General features: G+C 62.8%; 16 protein-coding genes. 2 read left to right on the top strand and 14 right to left on the bottom strand.

The window, feature by feature from the left end; translation table 11 throughout:
• Positions 1-161 precede the first annotated feature (161 nt).
• Positions 162-1,016 carry a lysophospholipid acyltransferase family protein gene (locus AC1DYR_RS06930; protein WP_477704437.1) on the top strand — a complete coding sequence of 285 codons (855 nt, stop codon included), beginning with the start codon at positions 162-164 and terminating at the stop codon, positions 1,014-1,016.
• 37 nt (positions 1,017-1,053) lie between these two features.
• A complete protein-coding gene (locus AC1DYR_RS06925; protein ID WP_477704436.1) occupies positions 1,054-1,830 on the top strand; it encodes a glycosyltransferase family 2 protein in 777 nt (258 codons plus the stop codon).
• Here AC1DYR_RS06925 and AC1DYR_RS06920 read toward each other — a convergent pair.
• The 14 genes from AC1DYR_RS06920 to AC1DYR_RS06855 form a co-directional block, all read right to left on the bottom strand.
• Positions 1,818-2,612, bottom strand: coding sequence for a class I SAM-dependent methyltransferase (locus AC1DYR_RS06920; RefSeq protein WP_477704435.1), 795 nt, complete (start codon positions 2,610-2,612; stop codon positions 1,818-1,820). The genes AC1DYR_RS06925 and AC1DYR_RS06920 overlap by 13 nt on opposite strands.
• An 11-nt stretch (positions 2,613-2,623) precedes the next feature.
• Positions 2,624-3,358: a 3-oxoacyl-ACP reductase FabG gene (gene fabG / locus AC1DYR_RS06915; RefSeq protein WP_477704434.1), complete on the bottom strand. Its 735-nt coding sequence runs from the start codon at positions 3,356-3,358 to the stop codon at positions 2,624-2,626.
• On the bottom strand, positions 3,355-3,876 hold the full coding sequence (locus AC1DYR_RS06910; protein ID WP_477704783.1) for an ApeP family dehydratase: 522 nt from the start codon (positions 3,874-3,876) through the stop codon (positions 3,355-3,357). Before AC1DYR_RS06910 ends, fabG begins: the two co-directional genes overlap by 4 nt.
• Entirely contained in the window at positions 3,876-4,706 is an 831-nt protein-coding gene (locus AC1DYR_RS06905) for a beta-ketoacyl synthase chain length factor (protein WP_477704433.1), read from the bottom strand. The genes AC1DYR_RS06910 and AC1DYR_RS06905 overlap by 1 nt, the downstream gene beginning before the upstream one ends.
• Before the next feature lie 9 nt (positions 4,707-4,715).
• The gene (locus AC1DYR_RS06900) at positions 4,716-5,909 is read right to left on the bottom strand and encodes a beta-ketoacyl-[acyl-carrier-protein] synthase family protein (RefSeq protein WP_477704782.1); all 1,194 of its coding nucleotides are present in this window, start codon (positions 5,907-5,909) and stop codon (positions 4,716-4,718) included.
• 82 nt (positions 5,910-5,991) lie between these two features.
• Complete coding sequence (locus tag AC1DYR_RS06895; protein ID WP_477704432.1) at positions 5,992-6,576, bottom strand: phosphatase PAP2 family protein; 585 nt, start codon at positions 6,574-6,576, stop codon at positions 5,992-5,994.
• A gap of 86 nt (positions 6,577-6,662) precedes the next feature.
• Complete coding sequence (locus AC1DYR_RS06890) at positions 6,663-7,466, bottom strand: polysaccharide deacetylase family protein (protein ID WP_477704431.1); 804 nt, start codon at positions 7,464-7,466, stop codon at positions 6,663-6,665.
• On the bottom strand, positions 7,459-9,801 hold the full coding sequence (locus tag AC1DYR_RS06885) for an MMPL family transporter (RefSeq protein WP_477704430.1): 2,343 nt from the start codon (positions 9,799-9,801) through the stop codon (positions 7,459-7,461). The genes AC1DYR_RS06890 and AC1DYR_RS06885 overlap by 8 nt, the downstream gene beginning before the upstream one ends.
• Complete coding sequence (locus AC1DYR_RS06880) at positions 9,801-10,448, bottom strand: LolA-related protein (RefSeq protein WP_477704429.1); 648 nt, start codon at positions 10,446-10,448, stop codon at positions 9,801-9,803. Before AC1DYR_RS06880 ends, AC1DYR_RS06885 begins: the two co-directional genes overlap by 1 nt.
• A gap of 4 nt (positions 10,449-10,452) precedes the next feature.
• Entirely contained in the window at positions 10,453-11,421 is a 969-nt protein-coding gene (locus AC1DYR_RS06875) for an LpxL/LpxP family acyltransferase (protein WP_477657676.1), read from the bottom strand.
• Positions 11,418-13,103, bottom strand: coding sequence for an AMP-binding protein (locus AC1DYR_RS06870; RefSeq protein ID WP_477704428.1), 1,686 nt, complete (start codon positions 13,101-13,103; stop codon positions 11,418-11,420). Before AC1DYR_RS06870 ends, AC1DYR_RS06875 begins: the two co-directional genes overlap by 4 nt.
• Entirely contained in the window at positions 13,100-13,771 is a 672-nt protein-coding gene (locus tag AC1DYR_RS06865; protein ID WP_477704427.1) for a COG4648 family protein, read from the bottom strand. Before AC1DYR_RS06865 ends, AC1DYR_RS06870 begins: the two co-directional genes overlap by 4 nt.
• Positions 13,768-14,064 carry a phosphopantetheine-binding protein gene (locus AC1DYR_RS06860; RefSeq protein WP_457279104.1) on the bottom strand — a complete coding sequence of 99 codons (297 nt, stop codon included), beginning with the start codon at positions 14,062-14,064 and terminating at the stop codon, positions 13,768-13,770. The genes AC1DYR_RS06865 and AC1DYR_RS06860 overlap by 4 nt, the downstream gene beginning before the upstream one ends.
• 143 nt (positions 14,065-14,207) lie before the next feature.
• Positions 14,208-15,176: an inositol monophosphatase family protein gene (locus AC1DYR_RS06855; protein WP_477704426.1), complete on the bottom strand. Its 969-nt coding sequence runs from the start codon at positions 15,174-15,176 to the stop codon at positions 14,208-14,210.
• Positions 15,177-15,245 lie beyond the last annotated feature (69 nt).

Genomic DNA, 15,245 nt, shown 5'->3' with positions numbered 1-15,245 from the left:
GGAGTGCGGCCTTCAGTCGGGATCAAGCCTTACGCCGGAATCCGGCAATTTGCCAAGGAGCGGTATTTGTGAGGAGGTAGACTCGCTTGCATTCACCATTCAAAAAAGCAAGCCGGATACGGTCTGCGCCAGGGCCCACGACCTCAACCGAAAGGCAAGCAATGACCGAGCCGAGTATCTCGCCTTTCAACAGCGCAAGCGGGGCGGAGCCGACCGACACTGTGCTTGCCGAGTCGGCCCTCGTCAATAGGGGCCGCAGGGCGGTGCATGAAACTGCCCGTCTTTGCGTGGGTTACCTGGTACTTGTCGGCGTCAGCCTGGCGGTCTCGCTGCTGGCGGTGGTCATGCGGCCATTGTTGCCGAGGGTATTGAGCAAACGATGGGGGCGCAGGCTTGTAGCAGCCACTTTCCGGTCTTACCTGCGCCTGCTGGTGTTGATGGGAGCCTGCCGGTTCGACCTGACGGCGCTGGATGCGCTGCAGGCGGGCCCCCCGGTAATCATCGCGCCCAACCATCCTTCCCTGCTCGACGCCATCATGATCCTGTCGCGTTTGCCGGACGCCACCTGCATCATGAAAGCGGACATCGTCAACAGTGTCTTTTTTGGGGCAGGTGCCCGGCTGGTGGGCTATATCCGCAATACGCCGTTGCGCACCATGGTGCAGCTGGCCGTTGCCGATTTGCGCCAGGGCAGCAGTTTGCTGCTTTTTCCCGAGGGTACCCGCACGCGGCGGTTTCCTGTGGGGCGCATGCAGGGAACGACCAGCCTGATTTCCAAATACGCAGGTGTGCCGGTACAGACCGTTTTCATCGAAACCGATTCGAGGTTTCTGGGCAAGGGCTGGTCCCTGCTATGGACGCCGAAAATGCCGGTCACATACCGTGTTCGCCTCGGAAAATGCTTTGAGCCGGTGAGCGACACGGCGCACTTCACCGCAGAGCTGGAGCAATACTTCCAGACCGAGCTGGGGCGTACCCGCTCGTCCCCCCTGGCTGCTTCTGCGCCGCCGGCGTGAAGCTGCACGCAGTTTTCCGTTCAAGTTAGATCCCTCGATGAATGATTCCCTTCGCGACACGTCCAGGACGCATCTCGTCCTGATTCCCAGTTACAACCCCGGTGTCAAAGTTGACGAAACAGTTCGCAGTGCACTTGCGCAGTGGGCGCCGGTCTGGGTGGTCGTTGACGGCAGCACCGACGGCAGCACCGACCGCCTGCTGGCAATGGCCGCGGACGATGCGCGCTTGCGGGTCGTGGTGTTGCCGCGCAATGTGGGCAAGGGTGCCGCAGTGCTGCACGGCATTGAGCTGGCTGCGGCCCAGGGGTTCACGCATGTGCTGACCATGGACTCGGATGGGCAGCACCCCGCCCACCTGATTCCGGAATTCATGGTCGTGTCGCTGGCCCAGCCCGCTGTCATGGTGCTCGGCGTGCCGGTGTTCGCCGCGGATGCACCGCGCCTGCGAGTCAACGGACGCAAGGTGTCCAATGGATGGGCCGACCTGGAAACACTGTGGGCCGGCATCGGGGACTCCCTGTTCGGCTTTCGTGTTTACCCGATCGCGCCGCTGCGTGATGTGATGGCCGGACAGCGCTGGATGCGCCGCTTTGACTTTGACCCGGAAGCGGTGGTGCGCATGTGCTGGCGCGGTGTGAAGCCGGTCAACCTGCCGGCCACCGTGAAGTATTTTCGGCCCGAGGAGGGGGGTGTGTCGCACTTCAACTACCTGCGCGACAACCTTTTGCTCACCTGGATGCATTCCCGGCTTTTTATCGGGTTTGTGCTGCGCTTGCCGGTGCTGCTGGCCCGGCGCCTGTTTCAGCGATCGTGATGAGTTGAGGCCGGAGAGCCGGGCAGCGACTTGACTGCCTGGTATTCTGAGAATACGCCGGCTTCCAGGTGTTGCCTGACATCCGCCAGGCCCGCCGCGCGCAGCGTGGCCAGGACCTGTTCGGGCGGCACGCAGGCTTCTATGCTGTCCCAGTAGTAGCGCCAGATGGACGCGGTTTCTTTTTGCCGCGAAACGAAGCGCGTCAGCAGCGGTATGACGCCACGCATGTAGGTTTTGAGCAACCAGCGGCCCCAAGGGCTTTTTGCCTGGGTGATTTCGAGCACGCAGAGCCGTCCACCGGGCTTCAACACGCGTTCAAATTCTGCAAATGCCACACCCAGGTCGCTGATGTGGCGCAGGGCATAGCCCATGCTTAAAAAATCGAAATGGTTGTCCGGAAACGGCAGGGACTCGGCCCGGCCTTCAACCAGCACCATGGTTTTTGGCAGCTTGCTGGCGGCCATCATGCCGGGGCTGGGATCAAGGCCGGTCACCAGCGTGGGGTCTCCGGTCAGGAGGCAGGCTTGCGCGGCAACCAGGCCGGTTCCCACGCCCACGTCGAGCACTTTCATGCCGGTTTTCAGGCCGCCGCGAATCAGTGCGTCGCGTCGATAGCGTGAACCGCTGCCCCAGGCCAGGATCGCCTCGATGCGGTCGTAGTCCGGCGCCGTGCTGTCAAATATCCTGCGCAGATAGGTTTGCCGGTCCTGCTCTGTCTGGTAATACTCGGTCAGCGGGACATGGGGTGCATGCACCGTTGGAGTGTTTTCAGGAATGGTCATGGAGTGCCTTTTTAAATCATGCCGCCGTTGATGGAGATAACCTGGCCGCTGATGTAAGCTGCGCGCTCTGAAGTCAGAAAACTCACGAGGTCGGCGACTTCTTCGGGTCGGCCGGCTCGCTTCATGGGTACCAGCTGCGCAATGGCAGTGGCATCAAAACTGTCCTGGCTCATCGGCGTTGCGATGATGCCCGGCGCGACCGCATTGACCGTGATGCCGCGGCTGGCCACCTCCAGCGCAAGGGATTTGGTGGCTGAATGCAAGGCGCCTTTGGCAGCCGAATAATTCACCTGCCCGCGGTTGCCTGCCACTGCGGCGACCGACGTGATGTTGATGATACGCCCCCAGCGCGTACGGATCATCGGCATCATCAAGGGCTGGGTGACATGAAAAAAACCATTCAGCGAGACGTCAATGACGTGTTGCCATTGCCGCAGCTGCATGCCCGGAAAGACCGCGTCGTCGTGGATGCCCGCGTTGTTCACAATCACCTGGACCGGCCCCTGAAGCAGCAGGGTTTCCAGGGCAATGGCGGTTGTGGCGGCATCAGTGACATCAAACGCCACAGCCTCCGCATGACCGCCTGACGCCTGGATGGAGGCCACCAGCGCTAATGCGGCATCGAGGCCGCGGTTGGCATGCACGATGACATGAAATCCATCGGCAGCCAGCTGCCGGCAAATCGCCGAGCCGATGGCGCCACTGCCACCGGTGACCAGTGCGCGTTTGAGTACGGAGGCGTTCATGCAGTCCCCTTTGATGGCGCGTCGAGCATCACCACGGCGCGGCCCGACAGAAGCAGCGCGGGGCCCGCATGAACCGTGAACCCATAGAGAATACTGCCGGCGTCGCCGCTCGTGCGTTCGGCATGGATGGTGAGCGCGAGGTCGATGTCGTCGAGTCTTTCGACATGCAGGGTGACGCCGCGAACGCTGACCAGGTAGCCGAAGGGGGTGGCGTTGTCGTCTGCCTTGTGATTTTCCTGCGTGCCGGCCGCGGCTTCCGAGATCAGCGCGCCATGCACAGCCATGGCTTGCGCCGCATATTCAATCCCGCATGCGGCGCCCAGCCTTCCGTAGGCACGCAGGGGATTGCCGGGAGCGCGGTGGCTGGTGGCTTCGCAGGCAATTTGGCTGTTGTCCCACGCCGTGACGCGTTCCAGCAGGCACATGCTGCCTTGATGGGGAATGCGGCGCGCGATCCCGTCGTGCCCAAGGCTCGAAGGCGCACTGCAGGCCTTGGTGGGCATGGGGCCTGCAAGCATCACGGTGTCACCTGCAGGGTCAACTGTTGGCCGTCAAGGTAGTCCAGCACGATCCGGCCGCTTTGCTGCCGCGCGATGCTGAGCAGCAGCGGCAGGCAGCGCGCCGCAGGAATGTCTGTGCGCAGCTGTTCGAGCGCGGCGTCATCGAGCCGCTCGGCAGGCAAGGCCGTCAGGCAGTTGTCTGGTTCCAGCGTCCACTGCGCCTGGCTGCGTTCACTGCGGTGGGGTGTCAGCACCAATCCCAGGCCGAAGGTGTCAGGAATGGGGCGTGTGCTGTGCAACGGCTCCGGGTAATCGGTGTCATAGGCGACCAGCAGGACGGGTATCTGGTCCACCGCCACCTGGGTCATGGCCTCCAGCAGGCCTGCCGAAAAACTTGCATCGCGCGCGCAAAGCACCGAAGACGAAACCATCGAGCCGCTTGAAATACTCCAGTAGCCGGAGGCGGCGTTGTGCACTGAGTTGTGAAAGCGCGTCGGGGAGATCAGCCTGTCGCTGGAGGCCAGTGCATTGCAAATCTCGTGGCAATTGACGGCGTCGCCGCTGGAAGATGAAAAGACGGATGCCAGCATGGCAGCTTGCAGGCCTGAAGCTGCAACGGCTTCCTCGCTCACTGCCAGCGACACCTTCACCACCGCGCCGGCCCGGCGGCGTTCGGCCTGCGGCAAAGCCATGGGTGGCGGAAGAACGCAGCGCGTGGCTTGATAGGCGGTGCTGCCTTTGAGATGTTCGCGCCCTTGTTCCCACCCCGCCAGTCCGGGGCCCAGCAGCCCGATACCTTCGACAAAGACCGTCAGGGCTTTTGCGGATGGGGATTGTGCTTGTGTCATGTCGGGACCTTAACCGGCACGGCCAAAAATCAGGCTGCAATTGGTGCCGCCGAAGCCGAAGGAATTGCTGAGCACATGCCGGGGGGCGGCCTCCTGGTTGGCCAGGAGGTAGTTGACGGCCAGGGCAGGGTCGCGCTCGTGGGTGTTGATGCCGCCGGGCAGCAGGCCGTGCTGCAATGCGAGCGCGCAGATCACGGCTTCAAGCCCGCCTGCGGCGCCCAGCGTGTGGCCGGTGGCGCCTTTGGTGGAGCTGCAGGGGGTGCCTGGGCCGAACAGCCCGGACACTGCCTTGGCTTCCGCGGCATCGTTGCTTTGTGTGGCGGTGCCGTGCAGGTTGATGTAGTCGATCCCGGCCGTGGTGAGGCCGGCCATGTCCAGGGCTTGCTGCATGGCCAGCCGTGCACCCAGGCCGTCGGGATGGGGGGAGGACATGTGGTGGGCGTCGCTGGATTCGCCGACGCCCAGCAGCAGCACATCACCTGGGGCGGGTTGTGCCGGCGTGGGCTCCAGCAGGGCGAAAGCGGCAGCTTCGCCAATGGTGATGCCGTTGCGCGCGGCGTCGAATGGCCTGCAAGCCTGGGGGGAAATCAGGCCCAGCGAGTTAAAGCCATACAAGGTTGTGAGGCACAGCGAATCGACCCCGCCGACCACGGCGGCATCGATCAGGCCTGCCCGCATCATTCTTCGCGCGGAAGCAAACACCTTGGCGCTGGAAGAGCAGGCAGACGATACAACGGCGGCCGGGCCGGTCAGCCCGAGGTACTGGCGCGCGAAATCAGCGACAGAAAATGTATTGTGTGTTGTGCCGTAAATGAAATCGGGCGGCAGGGCGCCGGTCCCCGGATCGCGCCGGCGATAGGCGAGTTCGGTTTGCAAAATGCCCGATGTACTGGTGCCGATGAAGACACCCACACGGTGCGCGCCGTATTTTTTGCTGGCGGTTGCCGCCGCTTCAGTAAAGCCGTCCTGCTGAAGCCCCAGCAGGGCGAGCCGGTTGTTGCGGCAGTCGAAGCGGGCCCACTGTGCAGGAAGCTGCACGCTGTCTGTGCCGGCGACCTCACCTGCAAAGGTCGGCAGATCGACTGTGTCGAACGTGCATGGGGCGAGCCCGCTCCGCCGCCTGCGCAGTGCATCGAGAGTTTGTGCAAGACCGCGACCCATGCTGCTGGTTGCGGTGAAGTGGGAAAGCCAAAGTGGATGCAGAGAAAAGACCAATCTGAAGAAAAGGACACTTTAGCAAATCAGGTGGCAAATCCGGCGCCATTGCGATGCCGGACACCAGCTGTTACTTGCCTGCGGTGCGCTGTTTGTGAAGATGCAGGGACAACCAGGCGGCCACCCCTCCCAGGAGCAGGCCTCCGGCGACGTCTACCGCGACGTGCTGCCTTGTGGCCAGCGTGGAATAGGCAATGCCGAAACACCAGAGCGCGTTCATCGCCAGCACCCATGCGGGGACGGAGAATCGGCGCAGCAGATGGTGCAGCCAGATGCCTGAAAAAATGGCTGTCGCCACATGAAGCGAAGGGCAGGCGTTGCCTGCCGCATCCATGTTTTTCAGGAAAAGCATCTGCGGGTATTTCGGCCAGTCGATGTCTGGAGCGGGCGCGGCCGTGGGCCAGAAATAAAACACCAGCAGGCCCGCCAGGCAGGTCAGCGCAATGGCGCCGCCATAGCGCAGGAGTTCGCGCCGGTCGCCAAAGAAGATGGGCGGCAGCGAGACATAAACCCATAGCGAGAGATAAACCGGCAAGGCCAGCGGTTCAAAACCGATGAGGCGATCAGGCCAGGTGAGGGGCATCACCGCGATCGGAAAGGCCGGGTGCTTGAGCAGGTAAAAGTAGGCGCCGAAAAACACGCCGATGAAAAGCATCGTGCCAATGGCTTTCAGATAGATGTGCTGAAAGATAACCCGCCCTATTTGTGACCACGGGCTCTGCCGGGTTTTCTGCGTAGGATTCATGCGAGGGCCTGCTGCAGGGTCACGGTGCGCAGGTTGGCGGCCGCAATGGACTCCAGCAAGGCGGGCAGGACATCCAGGATGACCGGAACACCTTGCGGTGTGCGTGCTGCATTGCCGTCATGCAACAGCAGGATGGCTCCGGCTTGCAGCCCGGCTGTGAGTTTGCGTTTTACACGCTCGGCATTGGCGACGCGGGTGTCGAAGCCGCGCACGGACCAGCTGGCGAGCTTCAAGCCGAGCCGGGCCAGTACCGGGTCAAGAAAGGGGTTGCGCAGGCCGGCGGGAGCGCGAAAGAAAAGGGGCCGCTGGCCTGTCAGGCCGCTCAGTGTGTTTTGCGCCGCCTGCAACTCGCGAAACATGCTGCGCGGGCCCGTCAGGGCAAAGTAGTGGCGGTGGTGCTGGCTGTGGTTTTCGACGGCATGTCCGCGCCGCACAAGCTCGCGGCACAACTCGGGATGGCGGGCGGCTTTGTCACCGACGCAAAAAAAAGTTGCGCGGGCCGCATACTGGTCGAGCAGGTCCAGGACTTGGGGTGTCACGGCGGGATCGGGCCCGTCATCGATGGTCAGGGCGATTTCCCGCCTGGCGATGGAGGCCTGGGGCAGGCGGGTCCAGTTGGGGCCCAGCCACTGGCTGCGGGGCCACATACCCACGACGGTGAGCAGCAGGTGGTTGAAGACCACGGCGGCAAGCGCCCAGCGCCACCAGCCGGAATCAACAAGGATGGCCGCAAGTGCCGCCGCATGCAATGCGATGCTTGCACGGATCAGAATGCTTGGCTTCCAGCGGAGGTCAGGCATGAGGCTTCCGGGAAAAAATGGCTGCATAGACCAACGCCAGGATGACGCCCGGGGCAACGGTGACGCCCATGGCCTGCAGGATGGACACCTTGGAAAATGCGAGCAGGCCAAACCCGGCGACGGTGGTCAGATTGGCCAGCAGCATGGACGCCAGGGTTCGGGGCGCTATCGGGGCATGGGGATCGGGCCGGTCAAAAAACAGCGCGTAGTTGGAGCCCACGGCCACCACCAGCAACAGGCCGACCAGGTGCAGGATGATCAGCTGCTGGCCCAGCAAGGCCAGCCCCGCCGTGACCGTGACGACGGCGGCCGCCAGTGGCGCAATGATCCGCAGCACCCGGGAAGGGGAACGGAAAACCACCAGCAGCAGGGCCACGAGGACAGCCAGCCCACCCAATGACAGCACGATGGCTTCGTGAAGGTAGCTGGAATACAGATGATCTGATTCAGCCTTCATGTCGACAAAAAGTACGCCAGGCAAAGGCTTGGTGGCCAGTGCGGCGCGAATGTTGCGGGCGTCGATGTTTCGTCCCTGGGATGCTGTCAAAGGTAGCAGGGCGCTCCAGCGGTTATCTTTCCCGATGAGCAGCGCGGCCAGCGCCATGGACATCGAGGTTTTTTCAAGGTCGGCTGGTTGCAGCAGGGGCAGGCTGCGTGCGGCCTCGACTTCAGCCACGAAAGGTGAGAAGACCGATGGGCGCACCGGCAGGCCGTGCGCGGCCTGGGCCAGGCGGGCCTGCAGCACCTCGGCGGCAGGAAGGCTGGCCTGTCGGGCGCGCTGGGTGGCCACGCTCGGAAGGTAGCGGCTCGGGCTTTCAAACCCCGCAATCTCACCGCGCTCGACTTGTGCCTGGAGCAGGGTGGACACCTGCTCTGCGATCTGGAGCACAGCTTCCCGGCTGGTGCCGGAGACCACCACGACATAACGCACGTCCGGTGCTCCCATGTCGGCACGCAAGCTTTCATCCAGTGCCACATCGGCTTGCGAGACCGGGCTGAGCGACGATATCTTGTCGTTGAAGAGGCTGGCGTGGTTTGCGGCAAGCACGGCACAGGCAACCGCCAGGACCGCCGCGGCAGGCCATCGCAACAAAGACGCGCGTTGCACCAAGCCCCCGAGCACCCGCCCGATGGCCGACACATCATGGATGCGGAAATGGCGCGGCAGCAGATGAGGCAGTACATAGCGGGTCACCGCGGCAGCCACGACCAGGCCGGCAATCGAATACAGGCCGAGTTGGGCCAGGCCCGGAAAGCCCGAGAACAGAAGGGAGGCGAACCCGGCAACGGATGTCAGGACGCCTAGCCGGATGGTAGGCCAGAAGCGCTTGACCCAAGGCGCCTGACTGGCGCCTGCATCCTCGGACTGTACGAAGAGATAAATGGAGTAGTCCACCGCTTCGCCAATCAGCGCTGTGCCAAAGCCCAGCGTGATGCCGTGCACTGACCCAAAGCCCAGGCTGACCGCGGCAATTCCCGCGAGTGCCCCTGTCACTACCGGCAGAAAACCCAGCAACAGTGCACTGACGGAACGGTAGACCAGCAGTAACAGCGTTGCGATCAGCAGTACGCTGATCAATGAAAGATGGCTCACCTGGCTTTGAATGGTCTCGCGGGAGGTGACTGAGAACACGCCCGGGCCGGTCATGACGAAACGCGCACCGGCCGCGGAGCCGCCCGCTGCGTCGAAGGCCCGGCGGATCGCGTCCATGGCATGCTGCTGGGCGTCGGTGTCCGAGCCCGCCGCATGGGTTTGCAGCAGCATCAGCGCCCGCCTGCCGTCGCGGGAAGTCCAGGCCCCATAGGCTTGCTGCGGCTGGCTGCCGCTGTTGAGCTGGCCCAGCAACTGCACCATTTCGCCGGTGGGATCGCGCGGCAGCAGGGCCTTGACCATCAAGCCAGCCGGCGAAGCGAGCAATTCAATGCTGTCGGAAAGCGCGGCGTGCAACCCGTCCACGCTGAATCGTTCCGGTGTGACTGCAGGGCTCAAAAGATAACGGTGCTTGAGCAGGAAATTTCGATCCCCCTCGGTGTTGACGGGCTCGCCATTGGCGACGCTGGCAAAAGCGGAGTCACTGCGTAACTGCAGCGCCATTTTTTTGGAGAGCTCCGCGCGTCCGGCGGGATCCGAGCCCTCTATGCCTACCAGGACAAGGCGGGAGGCCAGTCCTTCGGTCAACTGGTCCATCAGCAGCTGTTGCTCGGGCGTAGGGGTCCGCGGAAGAAATGCGGACAGGTCCGTCGTGAAATGCGTGCGGCTGATGACAACGCCGCAACCGATCAGGAACGCCAGCCATACCGCAATGGCTGCCATGCGGCCGCGTGCGCCATTCATCACGGGGCTGCCACTTGCTCGATGGTCATGGTGGAGCTGTCGCCATCAGCCTGGGCGATGTCGATGCTGCGCAACTGGTCACGCACACCCATGATGCGGATGCGCTGGATGACCGCCTGCATTTTGGGATCGATGGGTTGCAATTGCAGGGTCCAGCGTTCGGCCGTGCCTTCGAGGCTGAGCCGGTAATTGCGTTCCAGGGCATTGCGGTCGCCCGCCAGGGTGCCGCGAATGCTGTCAATGAACGCGGCCAGCTCAGGGTAAGCCTGTAGCCGCAACTGGTATTTTTGCTTCCCGCGCTCAATCACCAGTTCTCCGCCGTTCACCACCATGGATTCGGGCTTCGGCTTGAGCGTGCGCTTTTCCAGCCGGTCTGGCGCGGTATAGAGCAGTTCCCCGGACGATTCCACCGGTTTGTCGAGCAATGCAATGCTCTTTTTTTCGACGAAGGTGGCGCGGCCCGATTTTGTTTGCGCCAGAGAATCCATCAGTTGCTGAAGGTCCCAGGCGGCCAGCGCTGCCGGGCTCAAAGCCGCCAATAACAGCGACACCGCAAACGCCGTGAAAGAAAAAATGGGCCGCGATGTCCGCTGCGAAACCTGCGAGGGAGATGGCGTGGATGTGGTGGGTTGAATAAGGTGTGTCATGTGTTCAGGTGTCTTGTTCAGGCTGGCCGGCACGCTGCGATGCGGGTCGCCAGAAATCAAAAAAGTTGAACCAGTTGTAAGGCGCGCTGCGGCAGTACTGCGCCATCAACGCAGCATAGCGTGTCATGGCCGACTGCACGGCTGCAGTGCGGCCGCGCGAAGGCAGCGTGGAAAAGTCGGCCAATGCTTCGAAGTGAATGTCGTAGCGGTTGCCACCCCGGTACAGCCCCGTCATGAACAACACGGGGCGTTTGAGGATGGCAGCCATGCGGAAAGGGCCGAGCGGCAGCTCGGCGGGATCTCCGAGGAATTCGATGGAATACGTGTCGTCCTTGCCGAGTGAACGGTCTCCCAGCATACCGACGACAGCGCCCTCATCCAGCAGCTCGTGCACCCTGATCATCGAATCGATATGTCCCAATGCCACGACGTCCAGCTGTGCTTTGGGATTGATGGCGCCCATGGCTGCATTGATTTTTCGTGCGTTTTCCTCGTACATCACCATGGCAATGCGCAGGCCGGGTTGCTGGCGCCCAATGGCCCGCAGCACTTCAAAACTGCCCAGATGCGCACCGATGAGGAACACGCCTTTTCCATCAGCCACCACCTTGTCGATCAGCTGCTGGTTGTGCACACGGATATCAAACAGCTCGAAGCGGTCATTCAGCAGGTAAACACGGTCGTGAATGGCAGAAGCAAAACTCAGGAAATGCCGGAACAGATGACGCCAGCCAACGGCGGCAGACGACGGCAGTTCGAACACGCGCCGTAAATAATTTCGCGACATCCGGCGTGCCGCCGGTGCAAAAACGAGGAAATAGGCTGCGATGCCATAGAGGACGATGCGGCTGGCGCTGCGGCCCAAATTCAGTGAAATCCAGGTCATCACGCGCAGCATGAAACCGTTGCTGCGTTCCGGGAGCTGCTGCCATTCGGCCGCGGACGCTGCTTTGGCTCCGTGGGCTGTGTTCATGGCTGCGGTGACAACAGCAGGGTTCCCGTGGCAACTTTCCGGTTGCCGCTGGAGATGTCAAAGCGCGTGCTTCCCGACGCCATGGTGGTGCAGGAAATGGTCAGCGTCTCGCCAGGGCCTACCGTGCTGAGGAATTTTGCCGAGCTGATCTGGCAGACCTCGGGTTGCGTTGCTCCGGTACCCCGTGCGTGGGCGATACATGCCTGTTGTACCGCGTGCACCGCGGCATCAAGCAGCACTACGCCCGGGACGATGGGCGCCCCTGGGAAATGCCCGGCGAATGCCGGGTGGTCCGCAGGAATGTGAAAACGGGTCTCGCCCGGAGCGGATGCTTTTTTCCGCAGATGGTCGCGTGCGAGCCTAGCCAGCACGTCACGCGGCAATTTGCCGGTGCTGTTGCGTGGCAGGCTGTCCAGCAGCACCAGAGGCCGCGGGATGAAGAGGGCATCCACCCGTTCCCTCAGCGCCGCCAGGAGTACAGGAGCCGCGAGGCCCGGTGCCACAACGAACGCCATCAGCCGAACGACCGTATCGTCGGCATCATCGTCAGGCATGAAGAAGGCGCCGTCCATCACGCCTGGTATGGCGTGGAGCTGATGGTTGAGGTAGCCCAGGGAGCTTCGCTTACCCGCGATATTGATCAGGTCGGCAGTCCGGCCATGCAAAAGAAACTGGGTACCCGACACCGATTCCAGTTCATCGGCCAATGGGGTAGGTTGGTCGACGTGGCCGCCCGAGGCCCAGGTTTGCCCCTGCTTGACGTTCAGCGTGACGTCCGGAAAAAGTGTCCAGGCCAGGGTCTCGGTCATGCGCCGCGTGGCGATTTGGCCGGTTTCGGTAGAACCGTAGATTTCCAGCAACGGGACTTGCAGGCGGGCTTCGGTGGCCGAGGCCAGCTGCGGTGGCAAGGGTGCCGTGGCGGACAGGACCAGGTCAACCTGGGGAATGTCCAGGCCTGAAGCCAGCAGCGCTTTCAAATGTACGGGCGTGGTCACCAGCATGCGAGGGCGCCCCGCTTCCGCAAGCGCGGTGCAGATATCGGCCGGATAAAACGGATGGGCGGAAACCAGGATGGACCTGCTTTGCATCGGCAGCAGGACGGTGGACTCGAAACCGAACATGTGCTGCGGCGGCACCGTTGCCACGACGCTGTGTTGGCGGCCGTCCAGCAAGCCGAGCCGGGCGGCCTCGGCCTGTGCGCTGCGAACCAGCCCGCCCCAGCTTTTTCGGTGCGCCACCGGCGTGCCGGTCGAGCCGGAGGTGAACATGATGGTCGCAATGCGCGACGCAGGAATTTGCGGTACATCGTATGGCCCGCCAGTTGCCGGTTGCGTCGAACGGGGCGCCATCAGATCCGTCCAGCTGAACACCGGCAATGCCAGCGGCTGCGGCTGGTCCGTGAGGCAAAAAACGTCAGGTGCAAAGCTGCGGACCTGTTTCACCATTTCGGGCGTCAAGGTGGGCGGCAGCAGGCTGACCTTGTCCGCCAGCAGGGCGGCCGCCATGCCCACAGCAAACCGGTAGCGGTCTGCGCAGACATTGAGAACATGCCCGCCCGGCGGTAAAGCTTGCGCAAGCTGCCTGACGTCGGCCAGGAAATGTGCGGCAGTCAGGGGCTGGCCCTGGCTGAAGGCCACAACATCTTCAGCCTGGGTATGCGAGATCAGCGCAAGCGTCGTCATGGCCGGCGTGCACGGCTTTCTGCGGAAGCCTGCCGATAAGCGCGTATGGCCTCCAGCGGGCCGGCACGATCTGCTGCCGGTAATGCGAAGCAGCGCACTGCATATTCCGCAGCGAACATCAGTGCAAGCAAGGGAATGCCCAGCAGGTTGGCAAAAGTGGACCAGACGGCTACAGGCGCCAGCCAGAACAGCAGCAACGAAAGCCCCGCAACGCTGCCGAAATACAGCGCCCATGCCCAGGTGGCCGATCGTGTGTAGGCGACAAGTGCGGGCGAGAGTTCGCCGTGTACGACACGGGCAAATTGCGCAATCATGGGTGTGCGGCCTCGTACGAGGGTCCGGCCGAAGGTGCCGCACAGCAGGGCATAGGTGCCCGCATGCTGCAGCAGGAACACCCAGTTGTAATGGGTGATGAGCCATTCCCTGAACACATAAAACCCGAGGCAGGCCAGAGCACAAAGGGCCAGCATGACCGGGCGTTGCGGTGAACGCCAGGCCAGGATAAAGGCCAGCACCAGCAGCGGAAGCACGGCAACCAGGGCTTCAAGCAGGCCCGGTGCTGCCGATGCCGCGGCCAGGTGGGAAAGCACGGCGTAGCCGATTCCCAGAGCCGCAATACCGCCCCAGCGACAGGCTTGGGTAAAGCGTGTCGCCAGCACCGCTTTCACTGGGTTCGCCAGGCGGCAATGTGATCGCCCAGACTTCGCAGCGAATGAAAGATGGCGTGGTTGTCTTCGTGGTCTGCCCGCAACTGCAGGCCGTAGTGCTTGGAGACAACCAGCGCAATTTCCAGGATGTCGATGGAATCCAGACCCAAGCCGTCGCCGTAGAGCGGTTCGTCGGGTTGTACATCGTCGGCGCTCACCTCAAGGTTGAGGGCGCTCACCACCAGTTCCGCGACCTCGCGCAGCAAGGCTGCATCAGCCGATGTGGAAGAGGTTTTTACGGTGGATTCAGGCATAGTTTTATTACTAGTTATGACCAGGTGCGAAACAGTTCAGTCGGGGCCGCCGCATGCACGCGACTCCCTGCGCAGTGCGGAAATTTTAGCTGAGGCTATACGGCCCAAGCCTTCATCGCGGCCTTTGCCTACAGCGGCTGGCGTTAGACGGGGGCGTCCGGCGCATCGGGCCGCGCCGCCCCAGCCTTGATTTTTCTGGCGGTCAGCTTGGGTTTGTCTGCGGGCTGGTCGGCAGCACTGGCGGGCTCGAGGCTTGCCGTGTCTTCCTGCAGCGCCTGGCGCACCGTCGCCTTGTCTCCGGCGCCGGCAAATTTGCTGTATTTGGCCAATGTGGCCACCATCTGCCCGTAAATGCGCGGGTTGCCCGCCACGCATTCGCTGTGGTCCATGAAGTCGGCCTCGCCGGTGAAGTTGCCGATCAGGCCGCCGGCCTCGGTCACCAGCAGCGAGCCGGCCGCCACGTCCCAGGGCTTGAGGCCGGTTTCAAAAAAGCCGTCGCTGAAGCCCGCTGCCACGTAGGCCAGGTCCAGCGCCGCTGCGCCCGGGCGGCGCACGCCGGCGCACTGGCTCATGACTTCACCGAGCATGTTGAGATAGCTTTTGAGCTTGTCACCGGGACGGTAGGGAAAACCGGTCGAGATCAGGCATTCCTGCAGCCGGGTGCGTTTGGCTACGCGGATGCGGCGGTCGTTCATGTAGGCGCCGCGGCCTTTCGTGGCACAAAAAATGTCGTTGCGGGTGGGGTCGTACACCACGGCTTGCTCGACCTTGCCCTTGACGGCCAGCGCGATGCTGACGCAATAGACGGGAAAGCCGTGGATGAAGTTGGTGGTGCCGTCCAGCGGGTCGATGATCCACACGAAATCGGAGTCTTTGGCGCCGTGCTCGCTGCCGGATTCTTCGGCCAGGATGCCGTGGCCGGGGTAGGCGGTCAGCAGCGTTTCGATGATCGCGGCTTCAGCGGCCTGGTCGATCTCGGTGACAAAGTCGTTGGTCTGCTTGACCGATATGCGAACCGATTCGACGTCAAGCGCCGCACGGTTGATGATGGCGCCTGCAGCGCGCGCAGCCTTGATGGCCACATTGAGCATGGGGTGGAGATTGCTGGACATAACTTGTAGGGAAGAGCGGAACGAACCGGCGCCGGCGATGCGGGCGGCGGGCAATGCCGGTATTTTCCC

It is taken from the genome of Polaromonas sp. P1_F9 (genome assembly GCF_056405615.1).
The sequence above is the reverse complement of the archived record's forward strand: the minus strand, read 5'-3'. Positions and strand labels throughout refer to the sequence as shown.

What these genes read in the sequence shown, in the direction of transcription:
- AC1DYR_RS06855 (WP_477704426.1), bottom strand. Translation starts at nt 15,176, where the DNA reads ATGTCCAGCAATCTCCACCCCATGCTCAATGTGGCCATCAAGGCTGCG.
- AC1DYR_RS06890 (WP_477704431.1), bottom strand. Translation starts at nt 7,466, where the DNA reads ATGCCTGACCTCCGCTGGAAGCCAAGCATTCTGATCCGTGCAAGCATC.
- AC1DYR_RS06875 (WP_477657676.1), bottom strand. Translation starts at nt 11,421, where the DNA reads ATGAACACAGCCCACGGAGCCAAAGCAGCGTCCGCGGCCGAATGGCAG.
- AC1DYR_RS06860 (WP_457279104.1), bottom strand. Translation starts at nt 14,064, where the DNA reads ATGCCTGAATCCACCGTAAAAACCTCTTCCACATCGGCTGATGCAGCC.
- AC1DYR_RS06930 (WP_477704437.1), top strand. Translation starts at nt 162, where the DNA reads ATGACCGAGCCGAGTATCTCGCCTTTCAACAGCGCAAGCGGGGCGGAG.
- AC1DYR_RS06920 (WP_477704435.1), bottom strand. Translation starts at nt 2,612, where the DNA reads ATGACCATTCCTGAAAACACTCCAACGGTGCATGCACCCCATGTCCCG.
- AC1DYR_RS06905 (WP_477704433.1), bottom strand. Translation starts at nt 4,706, where the DNA reads ATGACACAAGCACAATCCCCATCCGCAAAAGCCCTGACGGTCTTTGTC.
- fabG (WP_477704434.1), bottom strand. Translation starts at nt 3,358, where the DNA reads ATGAACGCCTCCGTACTCAAACGCGCACTGGTCACCGGTGGCAGTGGC.
- AC1DYR_RS06895 (WP_477704432.1), bottom strand. Translation starts at nt 6,576, where the DNA reads ATGCTTTTCATCGGCGTGTTTTTCGGCGCCTACTTTTACCTGCTCAAG.
- AC1DYR_RS06885 (WP_477704430.1), bottom strand. Translation starts at nt 9,801, where the DNA reads ATGAATGGCGCACGCGGCCGCATGGCAGCCATTGCGGTATGGCTGGCG.
- AC1DYR_RS06910 (WP_477704783.1), bottom strand. Translation starts at nt 3,876, where the DNA reads ATGCTTGCAGGCCCCATGCCCACCAAGGCCTGCAGTGCGCCTTCGAGC.
- AC1DYR_RS06880 (WP_477704429.1), bottom strand. Translation starts at nt 10,448, where the DNA reads ATGACACACCTTATTCAACCCACCACATCCACGCCATCTCCCTCGCAG.
- AC1DYR_RS06870 (WP_477704428.1), bottom strand. Translation starts at nt 13,103, where the DNA reads ATGACGACGCTTGCGCTGATCTCGCATACCCAGGCTGAAGATGTTGTG.
- AC1DYR_RS06925 (WP_477704436.1), top strand. Translation starts at nt 1,054, where the DNA reads ATGAATGATTCCCTTCGCGACACGTCCAGGACGCATCTCGTCCTGATT.